The organism is Streptomyces sp. ITFR-16 (assembly GCF_031844705.1).
Lineage (GTDB): Bacteria > Actinomycetota > Actinomycetes > Streptomycetales > Streptomycetaceae > Streptomyces.
Genome location: NZ_CP134609.1, coordinates 2,096,351 through 2,111,928, shown reverse-complemented (window position 1 = coordinate 2,111,928; position 15,578 = coordinate 2,096,351). Strand labels below are relative to the sequence as shown.

The 15,578-nt window shown below is 74.0% G+C and carries 10 protein-coding genes; 4 read left to right on the top strand and 6 right to left on the bottom strand.

Going from position 1 to position 15,578, the window contains the following annotated elements:
* Window positions 1-97: 97 nt before the first annotated feature.
* The 4 genes from RLT58_RS09255 to eccE form a co-directional block, all read right to left on the bottom strand.
* Window positions 98-1,975 carry an ABC transporter substrate-binding protein gene (locus tag RLT58_RS09255; RefSeq protein WP_311309923.1) on the bottom strand — a complete coding sequence of 626 codons (1,878 nt, stop codon included), beginning with the start codon at window positions 1,973-1,975 and terminating at the stop codon, window positions 98-100.
* Between the two features lie 197 nt (window positions 1,976-2,172).
* On the bottom strand, window positions 2,173-5,046 hold the full coding sequence (locus RLT58_RS09250) for an SCO5717 family growth-regulating ATPase (protein ID WP_311309922.1): 2,874 nt from the start codon (window positions 5,044-5,046) through the stop codon (window positions 2,173-2,175).
* A 310-nt stretch (window positions 5,047-5,356) separates the two neighbouring features.
* Complete coding sequence (locus RLT58_RS09245; protein WP_311309921.1) at window positions 5,357-6,121, bottom strand: hypothetical protein; 765 nt, start codon at window positions 6,119-6,121, stop codon at window positions 5,357-5,359.
* A complete protein-coding gene (gene eccE / locus RLT58_RS09240; protein WP_399131851.1) occupies window positions 6,121-7,266 on the bottom strand; it encodes a type VII secretion protein EccE in 1,146 nt (381 codons plus the stop codon). Before eccE ends, RLT58_RS09245 begins: the two co-directional genes overlap by 1 nt.
* 235 nt (window positions 7,267-7,501) lie before the next feature.
* Between eccE and eccB the strand changes: the two genes are divergently transcribed.
* The 4 genes from eccB to RLT58_RS09220 are packed head-to-tail and all read left to right on the top strand — an operon-like array spanning window position 7,502 to window position 11,084.
* Window positions 7,502-9,034, top strand: coding sequence for a type VII secretion protein EccB (gene eccB, locus RLT58_RS09235; RefSeq protein ID WP_311309920.1), 1,533 nt, complete (start codon window positions 7,502-7,504; stop codon window positions 9,032-9,034).
* A gap of 11 nt (window positions 9,035-9,045) precedes the next feature.
* Complete coding sequence (gene mycP / locus RLT58_RS09230; RefSeq protein WP_311309919.1) at window positions 9,046-10,323, top strand: type VII secretion-associated serine protease mycosin; 1,278 nt, start codon at window positions 9,046-9,048, stop codon at window positions 10,321-10,323.
* A gap of 56 nt (window positions 10,324-10,379) precedes the next feature.
* Window positions 10,380-10,730, top strand: coding sequence for a hypothetical protein (locus tag RLT58_RS09225; protein WP_311309918.1), 351 nt, complete (start codon window positions 10,380-10,382; stop codon window positions 10,728-10,730).
* Between the two features lie 48 nt (window positions 10,731-10,778).
* Complete coding sequence (locus tag RLT58_RS09220; RefSeq protein ID WP_311309917.1) at window positions 10,779-11,084, top strand: WXG100 family type VII secretion target; 306 nt, start codon at window positions 10,779-10,781, stop codon at window positions 11,082-11,084.
* A 54-nt stretch (window positions 11,085-11,138) separates the two neighbouring features.
* On the opposite strand, the gene RLT58_RS09215 is transcribed toward RLT58_RS09220, so the two are convergent.
* On the bottom strand, window positions 11,139-11,372 hold the full coding sequence (locus RLT58_RS09215; RefSeq protein ID WP_148021251.1) for a DUF397 domain-containing protein: 234 nt from the start codon (window positions 11,370-11,372) through the stop codon (window positions 11,139-11,141).
* A 126-nt stretch (window positions 11,373-11,498) separates the two neighbouring features.
* Window positions 11,499-15,470, bottom strand: coding sequence for a type VII secretion protein EccCa (eccCa, locus tag RLT58_RS09210; protein ID WP_311314452.1), 3,972 nt, complete (start codon window positions 15,468-15,470; stop codon window positions 11,499-11,501).
* Between the last annotated feature and the right edge of the window lie 108 nt (window positions 15,471-15,578).

Here is a 15,578-nt window from a genome sequence, read left to right as displayed (position 1 = left end):
GGGAACTCTCGTTACTCGTGGTGCGCTTGGAGGGACCGGCCGGCGCGGGCCGTTGCCGCGCCCGCGCCGGCCGGTCCTTCTCATCCCGTGCGAGAACCTACTCGCGATCGTCCGCGGTGGTGCGGCGGCGCCGCGAGAGGAGGAATCCGCCACCTGCGAGGACCACGACCGCGACGACGATGCCGATGATCACACCGGTGGAGGAGCCGGAGTCGCTTCCGCCGTCCGTGTCACCGCTGCCGGCCGCCGGGACCGCCGACCACCAGCTCCAGTAGCCGTCCTGGCCGTAGATGTTGCCGGCCGCCTCGGGCATGGTCGTGATGGACTTGATCTGGTCGGTGCGGTAGGCCTCGACCGCGTTGGGGTACGCGATGACGCTCATGTACCCGGAGTCGTACAGCCACGACTGCATCTGCCCGACGATGTCCGCGCGCTTGGCGGGGTCGTACTCGGCGAGCTGCTTCTTGTAGAGCCCGTCGTACGTCTTGTCGCAGATGAAGTTGTCCGTGGCCGCGCTCTCCTTGGCCTTCACCGGCAGGGCGGCGCAGGTGTGGATGCCGAGGACGAAGTCCGGGTCGGGGTTGACGGACCAGCCGTCGAAGGCGAGGTCGTACTCACCGGCGTACCAGGGCACCGAGACGTCATCGAGGCAGTCGACCTTCAGGCCGATGCCGAGCTTGCCCCACCACTCCTTGAGGTACTTGCCGACGGCCTTGTCGTTGGGGTCCGTGGCGTGGCACAGGATGCGCAGGTCGAGCGGCTTGCCGTCCTTGCCGACGCGCTGGTCGCCCTTGAGCTTGTAGCCCGCCTGGTCCAGCAGCTTGCCCGCCTTGTCGGGGTCGTACCCGAGGCTCTGGCTGGCGGAGGGCTGCCACTGGTACGCGGAGAAGCGCGGCGGGATGTAGCCCTGGCCCTCGACGGCGTGGCCCTGGAACACCTTGTCGATGATCGTCTTGCGGTCGATCGACAGGAACAGCGCCTGGCGGACCTTCTGGTCGAGCAGCGCCTTGTTGCCGTTGCCGAACTTCTTGCCGTCCTTGGTCTGCGCGCCGGGGTTGGCGGCCAGCGCGAAGAAGCGGCGGCCGGGGCCCTCGTTGACCTTGATGTTCTTGTCGCCCTTGAGCGAAGCCGCCTGAGCGGGCGTCAGCGCGGGCGAGCCGGCGACGAAGGAGACCTCACCCTTGCGGAGCGCGGCGACGGCCGCGTCCTGGTCCTTGTAGGTCTTGAAGACGACCTCGTCGAACTTGGGCGCCCCGCGCCAGAAGTCCTTGTTGGCCTTGAGCTTCACATACTGGTCGACCTTGTAGTCGGTCAGGATGAACGGCCCGTTGCCCACGACGGGGAACGACTCGTCGTTGTTGAACTTCGAGAAGTCCTTGACCTTCTCCCAGACGTGCTTGGGGACGATCGGGACGTCGAGCGCGGCCATGGTGGCCTGCGGCTCCTTGAGCTCGATGACCAGCTTCGTGGGGCTGGGAGCCGTCACCTTCTTGAAGTTGGTGACGAAGCTGCCGTTGGCCTGCGCGGCGCCCTCATCGGTCATGATCTTGTTGAACGTCCAGGCCGCGTCCTCGGCGGTGGCCTGCTGCCCGTCCGACCACTTGGAGTTGGACCGAATGGTGTACGTCCACGTCAGCTTGTCGGCGGACGGCTCCCACTTGGTGGCGAGGCCCGGGACCGCGTGGTTGTCCTTGGCGTCGTAGTTCGTCAGGAAGTCGTACATGAGCCGCGAGACGCTCGTGCTCAGCAGCCGCTGGGCGAGGAACGGGCTCAGGGAGTCGACGCTCTGCGCGACCGCGACGGTCAGCGTCTTGTTGCCGCTGTCGGCGGCCTGTGCCTGCTGGGGCGCGGCCCCGAGGGGCAGGCCCGGTACGACGGACCCGGCTGCGAGAGCGAGGGCGGCGGCGCCGGAGGCCAGGAGGACACGCAGACGTGAGCGTGGCTGGGCGGAGGATGGTGGGACTCTTTCGACCATGGTCAGGGACCTCGCGTCATGACTCGCACGGAGAAGGCGTGTTGATCTGTGGTTCGCCAGCTGGTGAAGCGAAGGTTTATCAGCGGTGGTCGAGCCGCGTCAACGGTCACCGAAACGGCGTGTGGTCTGCGGGAATGCGCGGAGGGCCCGCATCGCGGAGGCGATGCGGACCCTCATTGGTTCAGACCTCTGACGCCTTACTGCTGAGGCGCTGGCGGCGGCTGCGGAGGCTGCTGCTGCCACCCCGCCGGCGGTACCGGACCCTGCAGTTCGGGAGGCGTCGGCTGTCCGGGCTGACCTGCTTCTCCGCCGTGCGGCTGAGCCGGCGGACCGGCCTGGCCGGCACCCGGCTGCGGCTGTCCGGGCAACGGCTGTCCCGGCTGCGGCTGCTGCTGCCAGCTCTGCCCGGCGCCCGGACCCCCCGGCTGCCCGGGATAGGGCTGCGGCAGGCCGCCGTACGGCTGCCCCTGCTGCGGCGGATACGGCTGACCGGGCTGCTGCGGTACGTGAGGCTGCTGGCCCGGCACCTGCTGGCCCGGGTACTGCTGGCCCTGGAACTGCTGCCCCGGGTACTGCTGCTGTCCGGGCAGCGGCGGCGCGAACTGCGGCGGCGGGCTGGAGCCGTCCGACGTCCACAGCCCCTGCTGCTGCTGGGCGCGCACGAAGTCCTCGGCGACCAGGGCCGAGAGATGGAAGTACGCCTCCCGGGTCTTCGGCCGCATCATGTCGAGATCGACCTCGGCGCCGGCCGCCAGATGCTCGTCGAACGGCACCACGATCACCCCGCGGCACCGCGTCTGGAAGTGCTGCACGATGTCGTCGACCTTGATCATCTTGCCGGTCTCGCGGACCCCGGAGATGACCGTGAGGGACCGCTGCACCAGATCCGCGTAGCCGTGCGCCGACAGCCAGTCCAGCGTGGTGGAGGCGCTTGACGCACCGTCGACCGAGGGCGTGGAGATGATGATCAGCTGGTCGGCGAGGTCCAGCACCCCGCGCATCGCGCTGTAGAGGAGCCCGGTGCCCGAGTCCGTGAGGATGATCGGGTACTGCTTGCCGAGCACGTCGATCGCGCGCCGGTAGTCCTCGTCGTTGAAGGTCGTCGAGACCGCCGGGTCCACGTCGTTGGCGATGATCTCCAGACCGGAGGGCGCCTGCGAGGTGAACCGGCGGATGTCCATGTACGAGTTGAGGTGCGGGATCGCCTGGACCAGGTCGCGGATGGTCGCCCCGGTCTCGCGGCGGACCCGGCGGCCCAGCGTGCCGGCGTCCGGGTTGGCGTCGATGGCGAGGATCTTGTCCTGCCGCTCCGTGGCCAGGGTCGCGCCGAGCGCGGTGGTCGTCGTGGTCTTGCCGACGCCGCCCTTGAGGCTGATCACCGCGATCCGGTAGCAGGAGAGCACCGGAGTACGGATGAGCTGGAGCTTGCGCTGCCGCTCGGCCTCCTCCTTCTTGCCGCCCAGCTTGAAGCGGGAGACCCCGGACGGGGTGCGGCTGCTCTTCGTCTTCTGCTTGCCCCGGACGAGCCGGTCGGAGGACAGCTCGACGGCGGCCGTGTAACCGATCGGCGCGCCCGGAACCGAACGCTCGCGCTGGTCATGGGCGACCGGCGTGGGCCAGGAGTTCCCGGCCCGGGGGTCGACGGGCTGACCCTGCGGGTGGGGCTGCGGCTGCTGCGGGAACTGCTGCTGCGGGTGGGGGTGTTGCTGTTGCTGGGGCAGCTGCGGGTTCTGCGGCTGGACCTGTGCCGGCAGGTTCGGAGTGCCCTGCGCCTGTGGCCGGCCGGGCTGGGGGAAGCCGTACCCGGCCTGCGGCTGGGGCTGCGCGTGCTGCTGCGGCACGGCCGGGGGCAGAGCGCCCTGCTGCTGCGCGGGCCACTGGGCCTGCGGCTGGGGCGCCTGAGGTGCCTGAGGCGCTTGCGGCGCCTGAGGGGTGGGTGCGGGCGGCAGAGCGGCCTGCTGGGGGTGCGGTTGGGGCTGTGCCTGAGGCTGCTGGTTCTGCTGGGGGAAGCCGTGCCCCGCCTGCGGCGCCGGGGCCTCGGGCTGGACGGAGGCCGGGGCAGGAGCCGGGTTCGGCGTCCGGCCGGGCCACGGGGACGCCGCCTGGGGTGCGGCCGGCTGCGGAGCCGCAGGCTGGAAGGCGGGCGGCAGCGGCGGGAGTCCGCCCTGCGCCGGGGCGGGCGTCCACGGGACCGGCGCCGCGTCCTGCGGCACGCTGTCGGCCGGCTCGTCCTCGGGCACCGCGTCGGCCGGGGCGTCCGACGGTACGGAGTCGGCCGGCTCGTCGTCCTTCGGGGCATCGGCGGATTCCGCCTCGGCCTCCGGCTCGTCCGACGGGCGGCCGGCGTCGAGCGGCACCGCGTCGGACGGCTCCTCGCGCTCATCCTCGGCGGACTCGTCGGCCGCGACGGCCGCCAGCGGCTCCTCGGCCGCATCCGGCACATCGAGCTCGGAGCGGTCGGAGCGGTCGGAGCTGTGCGAGCCATCGGAGCCGTGGGTGCCTTCGGTGCCTTCGGCGCCATCGGCACCTTCGGTATCGGAACCGGCCTCGGCCGACCCGGCGTCCGCCACCGTGCCACGCACGTCGTCGTTGCCGCCGTCGCGGTCACCGCTGTCAGCACTGTCGGCGCTGCCACCGTCGTCCGCGCTCGCCGACTCCGCCGCCGCCTCGCGCTCCGCGATCTCCCGCTTCAGCGCGGCGGACGAGAAGCGCATGGTGGCGCCGCTCTCCAGATCGCCGCTCCCGAAGGGGTCCGACGCCCCGCCCGCGCCCGGCGCGGGCTCGGAGGTGTCGGTGGAGACGGAGGAGGCCGGGGCAGGTGCCCAGTCGGGGTCGAAGCCGCCGCGCTCCGGCAGTCCCGGCACCGACACCGGCGCGCCCTCGGGCGCCGGGGGCGGTGCCAGATACGTACCGGCGCCGCCCGACGAGTCGCCCGGCGCATTCTGCGTGTACCAGGCGGGCGGGGTGTAGTCGATGGTGAACTCACCCGTCACATCGGCGGGCTCCGCGTCGGACGACTCGTCGACGGGCTTGTCCCAGCCCCCGCGCATCTCGTCCCGATCGCCGTTCACTTTGCCTCCTGGTGTGGTCGAGCACCCTTGTGCCGTGGTGGGTGGGGGCGACCGTTCCCGTAGTGCGAACCGCCCGGCTCTCCCCCTGGGACGCGCCTTCCCTGCCCGCAGGTTCTTCTGCTGCGCCCGGACCCACCCTAATCGTCATCGGGCCCGTCGTGGCAGGCCGTCGGGCACCGCGAGCGCTGTCCCGTACGTCACGTACTGCTCCCAAGTGGACTGAGTGCGGCGGCGAGTGGCACGTAAAGCGGTCAAATGTGCACATCCGCGTCGGGGAATCTGAACATTTCGCACACGCCGTGCGACGCCCTCAGTCCATCCGGCGTGCGTCGCCCAGCAGTCCCGTCTCGGCGTCCGTGGCCCGGGTCATCACGAGCCGGCGGTCCCGGCGCGTGCACCAGAGGGTGACCCCGTCCGCCAGCGCCGACAGAGTGCGCGTCGCATCGGCCGGCAGCCGCATGAGATGTCCGGCCCGCGCGGCTTCCCGGGGCGAGACCCGCTGGATGCCGACGAGGGACGACTTCTCCATCAGCGCGGGCGCCACCGGGCTCAGATACGGCAGCAGCGTCACCACGGACTGCCACGGGCCCGAGACGACCCGCCCGCGCGGCGGTCGCATCCCGCAGTCCCGCACCACCACGACCGGCGCCCCGGCCGACGGGCCCTGCGGCGGCACCCGGCCGACCTCGTGCAGCGCGATCCCCGGAGAAGTGCTCGCGCCGGCCCCCGTATGTCCTCCGGCGCCCGCGGCCCGCGCCACACCCGCCCAGGCCGGAGCCCGCCCGGTCTCGACGACGATCCGGGCGCCGGTCGCCGCCGCCCGCAGCGCCAGCACCTGCGCGGTCCACAGCCCGCCGATGAGGGTGACGTCGTACGGGGCGGGCCTGCTGATCCCGAGGACGGCGGGCCGTCCCTCGTCGTCCACGCCGATCACCACGCCGTCGTCGCCGACCGGCACGGCCAGCGACGCCCACTGCCCCTCCTCGACGGTGTGCCGGGGCAGGCGCGGGCCGAGCAGCCCGAACCCCGGCCGGCCGCGCCCCCGCGCCGCCGTCCCGCGGCCCCATGCCCTCATCAGCGGGTGCCCCCGAGCGGCAGGGTGGCGAGCACGCCCGGCAGCTGCTCGCGGTCGAGCGGCACCAGCGAGGTCCGCACCCCGCGCGCGGTGCGCCGCAACTCGTCCCGGGCCGCGCGGAGTTGTCCGTCGTCCCGGCCGGTGATCCGGAGGTGTCCGGTGAGTGTCAGCTCATGGCGGTCGCCCCGCCCGAGTGTGAGGCTGAAGGTCGTGGCCAGCGCGGGGACGGAGGTGAGCAGTGCGACGAGCCGGGCCATCGGCGCGCCGCCCGCGCCCCACTGCGGCCAGCGGCCCACCCAGTAGGTGGTGTGGGGCCGCCCGTCGCACTCCCAGGTGCGCGAGGTCTCGCGGGTACGGGTGCCGGAGCCGCCCGCCCGGTCCGCGCAGGCCGCCGTGGTGACCGCCGAACCGATCTCCTGCTCCGTCAGCACCGTCGCCCGGAAGCCCGCCCCGGTCAGCCGGCCGGCCAGCTGGTCGGCCGTGCGCACCAGGCACTTCTGCGCACCGGTGAGCCCGCCGCCGCGCGCCCGCACGGCCCCCGGGCACAGCTCCGGGTCCAGCTTCAGCGCGATCCAGGTGATCCGGACGGCCGGTGAGCCCGTCCGGGCCTGCAACGGCGCGTAGTTGCGGGCCGCGACCGAATGCTCCGGCAGCCGGGCGGCGGGGGCGGGCCTGGTGTGCTGCACGATCTGCGCCGACTCCAGCCGGATGCCGTCGACATCGAGCGCGTCCCGGACCAGCGCCAGCGGCAGCGGCCGTGCGGACCGGTCGGCACGCAGCGCCGTGCCGTCCGCGTCGACCCGGAGGACGGCGGTCAGGAAGGTGCCGTCCCCGATCATGCCGACCGGCCGGCTGCCGGGGCGGCCGAACCCGTAGGTGCGCAGGGCCGGTTCGCAGGCGACAGCGGGTGCGATACCGGGTTCGCCGTCTGCGGCCGGCACCGCCGATGCCGCCCTGCGGGTACGGGCGCGCAGCGCGAGGACCGTGCGCAGCCACTCGGGCAGCGAACGGCGGCGCAGGCGTACGGCGGCGAGCACCGCCAGGAGGGCGGCGGCAGCCCACGCCGGGGCCGACGCGACACGCTCACCGGCCCCGGCGCAGAGGGGAAGCGCAGCCGCGACTTCGAACAGCACCAGCTGTTGCAATCGAAAAGAACCGATCGGCCGGACCCGGCGCTTCAGCCTGTCGGCGGCCGGAGGTGTCCGCGTCGCGGAAGCCGTCATAGTGGCCCTTCCCCCGTTCGTGCGGGACCCGGGCCGCCCCGTGCCCCACCCGCCCGCCGAGGTCTCCGGCGGCCGGATCAGGGTACCGGCCCGCAGCCGCCCCCGATCGCCCGCAGCCATAGTGGGGCGGTCGGGAATCGGGAGACGGGGTGGGCGTATGGCCACGCGGCGGGACGAGCTCAATGCGTACACGTTTGCGAAGCGACGCACACTCGCGGCCTTCCTCCAGCTCTCGGCCACCGGCTCCGACGAGGGTGCCCCGCGCCCCCTGCGCGCCGTCCTGCCGGGCCTCGTCACCGGCGCCCTGCTCCTCGCGGGATTCGGCGCCTGGGGCATGTTCCGGCCTGCGGCGCCGAGGGACTGGGACAGCCCCGGCGCCAAGGTGATCGTCGGCAGGACGTCGACCACCCGCTATGTCGTGCTCACCACCGGCCGGGGCGCCCACCGGAGGCCCCGGCTGCACCCCGTGCTGAACCTCGCGTCGGCCCGGCTGCTGCTCGACCCGCGCGACTTCGGCGTGGTGCAGGTCGCCGACGGCGTCCTCGACGCGGGCAGGCCCCCGCGCGGACCGGTCCTCGGCATCCCGTACGCCCCCGACCGGCTCCCCGAACCCGGGGACGCGGGCACGGCCAAGCGCTGGGCGGTCTGTGTGCGGCCGGGCGGCCGGGGCGACACCGTGCGTACGGCCGCCTTCGTCCTCGCCGCACGCGACAACACCCTGACGGAGGGCCCGAATCGGCTCACCGGGGGCCAGGTCCTCTATGTGCGGGGCCAGGACGGGACGCGGTACCTCGTGGATGCCCGGGGCACCAAGTACCGCATCGACGAGAAGGCCGCCGACCTCGGCCATCTGACCGACGCGCTGGTCGGCAGCGCCCGGCCGCAGCCCGTCACCGACGACTGGCTCGCCACCCTGCACGACGGCGACCCGGTCGGCTTCCCGCGCATCCCGGGCGGGGTGGGCGCCCCGGCCCGCGTCACCGGGCACCTGTCCGCGCGGGAGAACCGGATCGGCACGGTCCTGCGGACGCGGACCGGCGGGGGCACCACGTACTACGTCGTCCTGGACCAAGAGGTGCGCCGCGTCACGGAGTTCACCGCCTGGCTGCTGATCAACTCACCGCAGACCGCCGCGCTCGACCTGGCGGGCGAGGCGAGCCCGGCCGGCCTCCAGGACTTCGTGCCCGCCGCCGAACCCTTCGCCGGCGGCCGTGCGCACTGGCCCGCCCGCAGAGCGGTCCGTGTCAACGGGACGGGTCCCGCCGGCCGCGACACCGTCTGCGCGGTGCTGCGCCGGGTGGACGCCAAGGGCCGCACCACGCTGGGGACATGGGCGGGCGGCGGGTACCCCGCCCCGGTCGGCGCGGGCGGCACGAGCACCTATGTCACCCCGGGCAGCGGGCTCCTGTACACCCAGGTACGGGGCCGGCGGACCGGCCCGGACGGATCACTCTTCCTGGTGACGGACACCGGACTGCGGTACGCGGTTCAGGCGAACGGCGACAGCGGCACCGGGCCCTCCGGCACCCGTACGCACGCGGGCACGGGCGCAGGCACCGCCGGCCCGGCGCAGGTCAGGCTCGGGTACGGGAGGGTGCGGCCCGTCCTCGTCCCCCTCGCCTGGTCGGAGTTCCTGGCCCGGGGCCCCCGGCTGGACACCGACAGCGCCCGCCGGCCCCAGGGTTCCTGAGAGGCGGGGGAGTGCGCACGACGACGTACCGGAACACCGGACCGCTGCCGGCCGCCGTCGCGGCGCTGGCCCTGCTCGCCGGGCCGCAGGCCGCGTACGCCGCGACGGGACCCGGGGGCGGCGCCTGCGCGTTTCCCGTGGGAAACCGGTTCGAGGGCCGTCCCTGGCCCCTGCAACGCGTGCTGCTCGACGAGCTGTGGCAGGACACCGAGGGCAAGGGTGTCCGCGTCGCCGTCGTCGACACCGGCGTGGACGCCACCCATCCGCAGCTCGCCGGGGCCGTCGACGCCTCCGCCGGCGCCGACACCATCGGCGGCGGCGACGGCACGCGGGACGATGCCGGCCACGGCACGGAGGTCGCCGGGATCATCGCCGCGCGCCCCGCTTCCGGCACCGGGTTCGTGGGTCTCGCCCCGGCGGCGACCGTCATCCCGATCCGCCAGAACGACGCGCACGGCAGCGGGACGAACGCCACGATGGCCGCCGCGATCCGCCACGCCGTCGCGCGGGGCGCCCAGGTCATCAACATCTCCCAGGAGACCGCAGGACCGCTCGCCGAGACGTCCGTCCTGGGCCGGGCGGTGGCCGAGGCCGTCGCCCGGGACATCGTCGTCGTCGCCTCGGCCGGCAACGGCGGCACGGACGGCAGACGCGGACGCACCTACCCCGCCGCCTTCGACGGGGTCCTCGCCGTCGCCGCCTCCGACCGCAACAACGAGCGCGCCCCGTTCTCCCGGCCGGGTGCGTTCGTCGACGTCGCGGCACCGGGCGTCGACATCGTCTCCACCGTCCCCGGCCACGGCCAGTGCACCGACAGCGGCACCAGTTTCGCCGCGCCGTACGTGAGCGGGGTCGCCGCGCTGATGCGCGCCAAGTACCCGCACTGGACGGCGGCCCAGATCGCCGCCCGCATCGAACAGACCGCGGAACGCTCCGTCAACGGCCGTGACGACTTCGTCGGATGGGGTGTAGTCGACCCGGTCCGCGCACTGTCCGGGGACGACGTTCCGCAGGACGCACCGCACCCCGGCCCCTCGCCCGCCCGCGCCCCGGCCCCCGACCCCGCGCCGCTGTCGACGACGGAGACCCCGCAGCAGCGCGACAGGCGCCACGCCACCGCCGCCATGGCCCTCACCGCCCTTCTGACCGGCGCGGTGGCGGGCGTCGCGGCCGTCGCCCGCGACCTCCGCCGACGCCGTACGACGGGTGGCGGACGGCCCCGTCCGGACCGCCGCGCGCAGCCGGACCGGGCCCGCCGGCCGGTCGGGAGCGGGAGGCGAACTGGCTAGCCTGATCGGTCTGAACGGCCCGAAGCACCCCGAAACGCCCCGAGAGAGGACCCCGTATGACCAGCCCCGCAGGTGGATTCGGCCTGGCCGACGATCCGGTCGTCCAGGCCAGGAACAAGATCGTCAACACGGCCGAGGCGGTGTCCCGGCAGTCCCGGGAGCTGGCCGACATCCTCGCGACGGTCGGCGCGGGCTGGACGGGCACCGGAGCCTCCGGATTCACCTCCGCCCAGCTCGTGATCAACGAGGACCACGACGAGATCCGCCGCCTCCTCGGCGTACTCCACCACGCGGTCAGCGGCACCAAGGCCCTCAGCAACGCCAACGACGAGGAGGTCCGCGCGGCCTTCAGCGCGGTCAAGGAGCCGGTGGCGCCGACCGGCGGCTCCGGCCTGCACGGCGTCTGAACCGCGCGCCCCGCCCCGTCACCGCAACTCAGCCCGAGGAGAGCCCGGATGGGCCACGATCCGCACACCAAGGTCAGGTACGAGAGCGTCCAGGAGGTCGCGAACCGCATCCGCGCGGTCTCGCAGAACATCTGCCGCGACCTCGAAGAGATGGACACCGCGCTCAAGGTCGTCACCGACACCTGGGACGGCGAGGCCTACAGCGAGTACGTGACGCTCCAGAGCCGGTACCGGACCAAGGCGGACCACATGAAGGGCCGCCTCGCACACGTCGCGCACATCATCGAGACCGGCAAGGACCACTACCGCGCCACGGACCTCAGGGCCTCGCGCCTGTTCACCGAGGCGTACTGACGGCATGAGGGGCACGCCCGTCCGGGCGTGCCCCTCATCCCTGCCGGCTCCTCATCACGTGAGGTCGAACTCGCCGTCCCTGGCGCCCAGGACGAACGCACGCCACTCGGCCTCCGTGTACCGCAGCACGGTGTCCGGGTCCAGCGAGGACCGCATCGCCACGGCACCGCCCGGCAGATGCGCGATCTCGACGCGCTCCTCGGCCTCCTCGGTGCCCGGCGCACTCAGCCATTCCACCCCCGAGATGTCGAGTGCGTACAGCTCGTCCTTCTCCGCCTGCGTGCCCATCGTGAGGGCTCCTTTCCCGTACGTGGCTCTGCACGGAACGGTACAGGCCGCGAGGTGCCCGGGGACCGACTCGGCCAATCCCCGGCGGACCCCGCCGACATGTGCTCCACGGCCCTCCCGCGCATCTCAGGGGCGCTCCGGCAGCCAGCCCGTCTGCACGAGCGGGTGGCGCCCGCGCCGGCCGGCGAAGTACCCCCGGCCCGGTGGCATCGGCCGCCCGCGCACCGGCCCGACGAGGTCGCCCTCGGCCGGGTCGCCGGACAGGACGACCCCCTGCGCACCCAGCTCCTTGACGCGTTGCACGAACGTCTCGTACATCGACCGCGAGGCCCCCGCCGAGTTGCGCGCGACGACGAAACGCACCCCGGTGTCCCGCGCGAAGGGCAGGTACTCCGCGAGCGGGGCCAGCGGACTGCCCGCCGCCGTCGCGACCAGGTCGTAGTCGTCGACGACCACGAAGATGCGCGGACCGCTCCACCAGCTCCGGTCGCGCAACTGCCGGGGCGTGACGTCCGCCGGCGGCTGACGGCGGGCGAACACCCCGGCCAGCGCCTCCATATGCGTCCGCAGCGCGTCCGGGGTCGGCGCGTACTCCAGCAGATGGCTCTCCGGCAGCGCACCCAGCAGCCCCCGCCGGTAGTCCCCGACGACGAGCTTCGCCTCGTCGGGGGAGTACAGCTCCGCGATCCGATGCGCGATCAGGCGCAGCAGCGCGGTCTTGCCCGACTCGCTCTCCCCGAAGACCAGCAGGAACGGATCGGTGTCGAAGTCGACGAACACCGGCTCCAGATCCGTCTCCGCGATGCCGATCGCGATGCCCCGCCCGGGGAACTCGGACCCCTTCGGCAGCCGGTCGGCGGGCAGCAGCGCGGGCAGCAGCCGTACGGCGGGGGCCGGCGGCCCCGTCCAGCCCGCCCGTACCCGCTCCACCAGTGCGGCCGTCCCGTCGGCGAGTCCGTCCGCGCCGTCCGCCGCGTCGACGCGCGGCAGCGCGCCCATGAAGTGCAGCCGCTCCGCGACCTGCCCGCGCCCCGGCATCCCGGCGGGCACCCGGGCGGCGACCGCGCGGTCGAACTCGGAGTCCATGACGTCACCGAGCCGCAGCTCCAGCCGCCCGGCCACCTGGTCCTTCAGCGCCGCCCGCACCTCCATGGAGCGGGCGGCGGACAGGACCACATGGACGCCGTAGCCGAGCCCGCGCGCGGCGATGTCCGTGACGACCGGCTCCAGCCCCTCGTACTCCGTACGGAAGGCGCCCCAGCCGTCGACGACCAGGAAGACATCGCCCCACGGCTCGCCGGGCAGGTCACCGAGGGCGCGGGCGCGCCGGTAGGTGGCCATGGAGTCGATCCCGCGCGCACGGAAGAGCTCCTCGCGCCGCGCCAGCACCCCCGCCACCTCCGCGACCGTGCGCCGCACCCGCTCGGGGTCCAGCCGGGCGGCGACCTGCCCCACATGCGGCAGCCCCGCCAGCGCCGCGAGTCCGCCGCCCCCGAAGTCGAGCCCGTAGAACTGCACTTCGGCGGGTGTGTGGGTGAGCGCGAACGACGCGATCAGGGTGCGCAGCAGGGTCGACTTGCCCGACTGCGGGCCGCCGATCACCAGCAGGTGCCCGGCTGCCCCGGAGAAGTCCTGGTACAGCACCTCGCGCCGCTGCTCGAACGGCTTGTCCACCAGACCGAGCGGGACCGTCAGCCCACCGGGCCCCGCGTACTCCGTACTGGTGAACCCCCGGTCCCCGGTCACCGCGAGCCCCGGCAGCAGCTGGTCCAGGGCGGGCGCCCGGTCCAGCGGCGGCAGCCACACCCGATGGGCGGGGACCCCCTGCCCCTCCAGCCGCCGCACGAGGACATCGAGCACGGATTCGGCGAGCGCGTCGTCCCCGGCGGCGGGCACGGCCGCTTCCGGCTCCGCCTCCGGGGCGGCCACCGGCAGCGCGGTGAACAGCGCCGCCCGCCGCCCGGCCGGCAGCCGCCCCGGGGGCCGGCCGGGTCCGCCCGCCCGGTACGCCCCCGACACGTACGCCGCCTTGAACCGGGTCATCTCCCGCGTACCCGCCTTGAGGAGGCCCGAGCCGGGCACCGACGGCAGCTCGTACGCGTCCGGCACGCCCAGCGCGGCGCGCGACTCGGCGGCCGAGAACGTGCGCAGCCCGATCCGGTACGAGAGATACGTGTCGAGGCCGCGCAGCCTGCCCTCCTCCAGCCGCTGCGAGGCCAGCAGCAGATGCACGCCCAGCGAGCGGCCGATGCGCCCGATCTGGAGGAACATGTCGATGAAGTCGGGCCGGGCGGTGAGGAGTTCGGAGAACTCGTCGATGACCAGCACCAGCGAGGCGAGCGGTTCGAGCGCGGCGCCCGCCGCCCGGGCCCGCTCGTAGTCGTGGACGCCCGCGTAGTTCCCCGCCGCGCGCAGCAGTTCCTGGCGGCGGCGCAGCTCACCTCGGATCGCGTCGCCCATCCGGTCCACCAGCGCCAGGTCGTCGGCCAGATTGGTGATGACCGCGGCCACATGCGGCAGCCGCGCCATCCCGGCGAAGGTCGCCCCGCCCTTGAAGTCCGCGAGGACGAAGTTCAGCGTCTGAGAGGGGTGCGTGACCGCGAGCCCCAGCACCAGCGTCCGCAGCAGCTCCGACTTCCCGGAGCCCGTCGCGCCCACACACAGCCCGTGCGGCCCCATGCCCTCCTGCGCCGCCTCCTTGAGGTCCAGCATCACCGGCAGCCCGTCCTCCCCGACGCCGATGGGCACCCGCAGCCGCTCGGCGGCCGAGCGGGGCCGCCAGGTGCGCGCCGCGTCGACCGCGCCCGCGTCCCCCAGATCCAGCAGTTCGGTGAAGTCCAGCTCGGCCAGCAGCGGTTCGTCCCCGTCACCCCCGCCGGCCCGCAGCGGCGCGAGCCGCCGGGCCAGCGCCTCGGCGGCGGGCAGCGAGAGGCCGTCCGGCATCCCCTCGTACGCGGTGCCCGCGGCGGACTCCAGCCGCAGCAGGCCGGGCCGCGCCACCACGGACAGACCGCCGCGGTGCCCGCCGGGCTCGCCGTCCACCAGCTCGACGAGCGTCACGCCCTGCACCCCCTCGACCGCCGCCAGTGCGGAACCCGGTGCCACCGCCCGGCCGTCCAGGACCACCACCACATGCGGCCGGTCCAGCAGCGGCGCACCGTCCGGCGCGAACCGGGGCCGCCCCTCCAGCCGGCCCGTCAGCAGCCCCTCCAGCGCGTCCGGGTCGTCGACGCACAGCCTGCGCGTCCCGGCCCCGTCGGACTGCCCGGGCACCTGGGTGTGCGGCAGCCACTTCGTCCAGTCCCAGTCCGCCACCGCTCCGGGCGCCACCACGACCGCGACCACCAGGTCATCGGGCGAGTGCAGCGTCACCAGCTGGGCCACCACCGCCCGCGCCAGCGAGCGCACCGTCTCCGGGTCGCCGCAGAGCGTCACCCGGTACGACCCCCGCAGCGGGAAGGCCACCGGCATCCCGGCCGGCGACCCGTGCACCGCCACGAACCGCCGCACCGCGTCCGCGCACACCGGCTCAGCATCCTGCGCCGGCCCGGTCCCGGGGCCATCCGGGGGAGTCGGGGCACCGGGACATGTCAGAGGCGTCGAGAGCCGCCGCACCCCGAGCCCGACCCGTACCAGGCCGAAGTCCGGGTCGCCGGGACGGCGTTCCCAGATCCGACGGCCCTCGGCGACCACCGACCACAGCTGCCCGGGATCCGGATGCAGATACCACTGCGCATCGCGCTGGGCCCGCGCCGTCCGCCGCACCGCCCGCCGCGTCCGGGCCAGATACATCAGGTAGTCGCGTCGCACGTCCGCCGTCCGCCCCTGCGCGCCCCGGCGGTGGCGGACCAGCTGCGCGATCACCATCGCCCCGGTCGACACCAGCATCAGCACGCCCATGACCCGCATGAACGGCGGTGCCTGCGGCGAGAAGAAGAACACCACCGACGACGCCATCCCCAGTACCGGCAGAACCTGCATCAGCACGCCCTCCCGCTGCCCGCGCGGTAACGCCGGGGGCGGGTCCAGCACCACCTCGTCCACGGGGAGTTCCGGCGGCAGGGCGCGCGGCGGACGCTTGACGACGATCTGGCTCACGGCGGACGGGCGGGGCACCGGGTCGGTCCGCACCGGCGCCCCGGGGCGCACCCGGCCCGCGGACCGGCCACCGGGCGTCCATGATCCCGTCCGTGATCTCCGGCGCCG

Bases quoted from the DNA above. Each gene is read 5' to 3' on its own strand.
- RLT58_RS09255 (WP_311309923.1), bottom strand. From the start codon at position 1,975: ATGGTCGAAAGAGTCCCACCATCCTCCGCCCAGCCACGCTCACGTCTG.
- RLT58_RS09245 (WP_311309921.1), bottom strand. From the start codon at position 6,121: ATGAGGGCATGGGGCCGCGGGACGGCGGCGCGGGGGCGCGGCCGGCCG.
- eccB (WP_311309920.1), top strand. From the start codon at position 7,502: ATGGCCACGCGGCGGGACGAGCTCAATGCGTACACGTTTGCGAAGCGA.
- RLT58_RS09225 (WP_311309918.1), top strand. From the start codon at position 10,380: ATGACCAGCCCCGCAGGTGGATTCGGCCTGGCCGACGATCCGGTCGTC.
- RLT58_RS09220 (WP_311309917.1), top strand. From the start codon at position 10,779: ATGGGCCACGATCCGCACACCAAGGTCAGGTACGAGAGCGTCCAGGAG.
- RLT58_RS09215 (WP_148021251.1), bottom strand. From the start codon at position 11,372: ATGGGCACGCAGGCGGAGAAGGACGAGCTGTACGCACTCGACATCTCG.